The sequence below is a fragment of the Paenibacillus zanthoxyli JH29 genome, from assembly GCF_000520715.1.
Taxonomy (GTDB): Bacteria; Bacillota; Bacilli; order Paenibacillales; family Paenibacillaceae; genus Paenibacillus_AQ; species Paenibacillus_AQ zanthoxyli.
This window is the reverse complement of record NZ_ASSD01000669.1, coordinates 1-3,143: the sequence shown is the minus strand read 5'-3', so window position 1 is coordinate 3,143 and position 3,143 is coordinate 1. Positions and strand designations below refer to the sequence as shown.

The following is a 3,143-nucleotide window of genomic DNA, read 5'->3' as shown; positions in this document are numbered from 1 at the left end:
CGGTTCGCCATCGCCTTGGCGGCTGCAGCCGCCAGGACGAATACGATCACGCTCGTGATAACCGCAATTTTAATCGATAGCCACACTGGGGCCATAAAGCCGGTCCAATTGATGTCCATGTATACTCAACCCGCAGTCTTTATTTTTTAGTAGAGCAAAAACCCGTAAGATTTGAATACGCTGGTTGCTGCATTAGTTTGGAGGTAGCTGTAGAATGCTTTGGCTTCTGACTCATGTTTAGTTCCTTTTACGATACCGATCGGATAGTTAATCGGTTTGTGGGCGAAAGAGCCTACAGTAAGAGCGATCTTCACCTTCTTGGAGGTCAAGGCGTCGGTTTTGTATACAAAGCCTGCGTCCGCGTTGCCGGTCTCAACGTAGGAGAGCACCGCGCGTACGTCTTTACCAAAGACAAGCTTGCTTTGCAGTGTATCCCAAAGCTTCTTGGTAGTCAGGGATTGCTGTGCATATTGTCCAGCCGGTACGGATTCCGGTTGACCAACGGCCACTTTCTTGAAGGAAGGACCCGTAAGCAGGGAGATCGTATTAAGCTTCGCCTTCGAGTTCGCAGGAACGACGACGACCAGTTGATTCTTCAGCAGTTCTTTGTTTGTGGAGATGAGTCCGCCATCAACAAGAGCTTTCATTTGCTTGTCGCCCGCCGAGAAGAAAATATCAGCTGGAGCGCCCTGCTCGATTTGCTTCTGCAACGTGCCTGAAGCGGCATAGTTAAAGACCAGATCGATCGTAGGATGAGCCTTCTCGTATTGAACAGCAATTTTGTCCAGGCTGTCCTGCAGGCTCGCCGCCGCGGATACGATGATTTCCGTCTTGCCTGCGGCCTCTGCCTTACCGCTTGTTACCAGAGGTGTTGCAGCAAATACTGCCACCGCCATTACCGTTATTGCCAGCTTTTTTAACATTCTCCCATTCCTCCAGTGTATGTATTGATATGATTAGGAGATATTCTAGCATATCATCGCAAAATCTACCATATATTTTGTTATAATTCATATCATCGTGTTATATTTGAACAAATAACGTCAAAATAACTCGGTTTCTGTAAGGGAAGCAATGCTTACATACAAAAAGAAGGAAGTCCAAATAGGCCGGGGTGTTCGAAAAATTCATAGACGACAAAAATCCCCTTCAGCCTGCCGGCATCGGCATTGTTTAAGCCGAAGCGGCGGAACTGAAGGGTATTTGGAGAGATCTTAAATGGGCTAATTCTTCATCCGGGGATCGAGCACATCGCGCAGACCGTCCCCCATCAGATTGAAGCCGAGCACGGTCAGCATAATGGACAGGCCCGGAAAGACGACCGTCCAGGGCGCCTTTTGGATAAACTGGCGGGAATCGGACAGCATCTTGCCCCATTCAGGCTCCGGCGGCTGGGCGCCGAGCCCGAGAAAGCCGAGCGCCGCTGCTTCGATGATTGCGGTGGCGATGCCGAGCGTCCCCTGCACGATAATCGGCGTCAGACTGTTCGGCAGAATATGCGTAAGCAGAATGCGCGTGTTCTTCATGCCGATGGCCCGCGCCGCCGTAATGTACTCCTCCGACTTCAGGCTGAGCACCTTCGCGCGCACAAGCCGCCCGTAGGTCGGAATATTGACGATGGCGATGGCGTAAAGCGCATTTTGCAGCGACGGCCCGAGAATCGCCACGATGGCGATGGCCAGCAGAATGCTGGGAAACGCAAGCAGTATGTCGAACAGACGCGAGATGAGCATGTCGATCCATCTGCCGTAAAAGCCAGCGAGCACGCCGAGCAATGTGCCGACGATAATGGAGCCGATGACGGAGAAAAAGCCTACCCAAAGCGAAATGCGCGCGCCGTAGATGATGCGGGTGAACATGTCTCTGCCGAGGTCATCCGTACCGAACCAGTGAGCGGCGGACGGCGCCTTCAGCCGGTCCATCAGCACCTGTTCTTTGTAATCATAAGGGGCGATGAACGGCGCCAGCAGCGCGATCAAAATGAAGAACACGATAATGCCGAGCCCGAGCATCGCCGTTTTATTTTTGCGGAATGCCTTCCATGCGTCGCGCCAAGGGCCGGAGACCTTTTCGGCAGAAGCGGCTTCCGAATTGATGTTCAATGATGCCTGTGACAAAATGGTCCCTCCTTACTTGTATTGAATGCGCGGATCGATGGCGGCATACAGCAGATCCACAAGCAGATTGATGACAACAAAGATGAAAGCGATGATGAGAATTCCGGTCTGGATGACCGGATAATCGCGCGAGCTGATCGCTTCAAATATATACCGTCCCACGCCCGGCCAGGCGAAGATCGTCTCCGTCAGCACTGCTCCGCCGAGCAGCGCGCCCGTCTGAAGACCGACGACGGTCAGCACGGGAATGAGCGAATTTTTGAGGGCGTGCTTGTACACGACGATGAACTGTGACAGTCCTTTGGCTTTGGCCGTGCGGATATAGTCCGAATTCATAACCTCCAGCATGCTGGAGCGGGTCATCCGGGCGATAATCGCCATCGGAATTGTTCCGAGCGCGATGCTCGGGAGAATCAAATGCTTAATGACGGTCCAGAGCTGATCCCAGCGCCCCGCCAAAATGCTGTCGATGACATACAGATTGGTAATGCTCTCCACCGGGTCCCGCTGATCCATCCTCCCGATCGAAGGCAGCCAGTGAAGCTTTAACGCAAAAACAAGTTGTTCCATGAGGCCAAGCCAGAATATCGGCATGGACACTCCAATCAGCGCGATGATCATCGCGGTATAGTCGAACCATGAATTCTGTTTCCAGGCGCTTAAAATACCGGCATTCACGCCAACAAAGGTCGCGAACAGCATTGCGGCTGCCGTAAGCTCCAGCGTTGCCGCCAGGTAAGGCATGATTTCTTTGGCAATCGGCGTCTTGGTGCGAATCGAGGTCCCCAGATCGCCTTTCAGCAGATCGCCCATGTAATCAAAGTATTGCGAAATCCAGGGCTTGTCGAGACCGAGCTGGTCCCGCAGCGCCTGTTTGGACTGCTCTGTCGCCTTCTGGCCCAGAATGGTCTCCGCTGGATCTCCCGGAATGGCATGGATGATGGAAAATACAATAATCGTCATGCCGATCAGGACGGGAATCAGCACCATGACACGTTTTAATAAGTAGGAACTCAAGAACGGATC

Annotated in this window: 3 protein-coding genes; all 3 read right to left on the bottom strand. The window is 52.6% G+C overall.

Annotated elements, in window-relative coordinates:
- Positions 1-146 precede the first annotated feature (146 nt).
- The 3 genes from modA to L691_RS0125835 all read right to left on the bottom strand — a co-directional run bounded on the left by modA (position 147) and on the right by L691_RS0125835 (position 3,134).
- The gene (gene modA / locus L691_RS0125845; protein WP_025693096.1) at positions 147-923 is read right to left on the bottom strand and encodes a molybdate ABC transporter substrate-binding protein; all 777 of its coding nucleotides are present in this window, start codon (positions 921-923) and stop codon (positions 147-149) included.
- A 300-nt stretch (positions 924-1,223) separates the two neighbouring features.
- Complete coding sequence (gene nikC, locus L691_RS0125840) at positions 1,224-2,117, bottom strand: nickel transporter permease (protein WP_025693095.1); 894 nt, start codon at positions 2,115-2,117, stop codon at positions 1,224-1,226.
- Positions 2,118-2,129: 12 nt separating this feature from the next.
- Positions 2,130-3,134 carry an ABC transporter permease gene (locus tag L691_RS0125835; RefSeq protein ID WP_025693094.1) on the bottom strand — a complete coding sequence of 335 codons (1,005 nt, stop codon included), beginning with the start codon at positions 3,132-3,134 and terminating at the stop codon, positions 2,130-2,132.
- Positions 3,135-3,143 lie beyond the last annotated feature (9 nt).

Coding starts and splice junctions, on each gene's coding strand:
- modA (WP_025693096.1), bottom strand. CDS start 923: ATGTTAAAAAAGCTGGCAATAACGGTAATGGCGGTGGCAGTATTTGCT.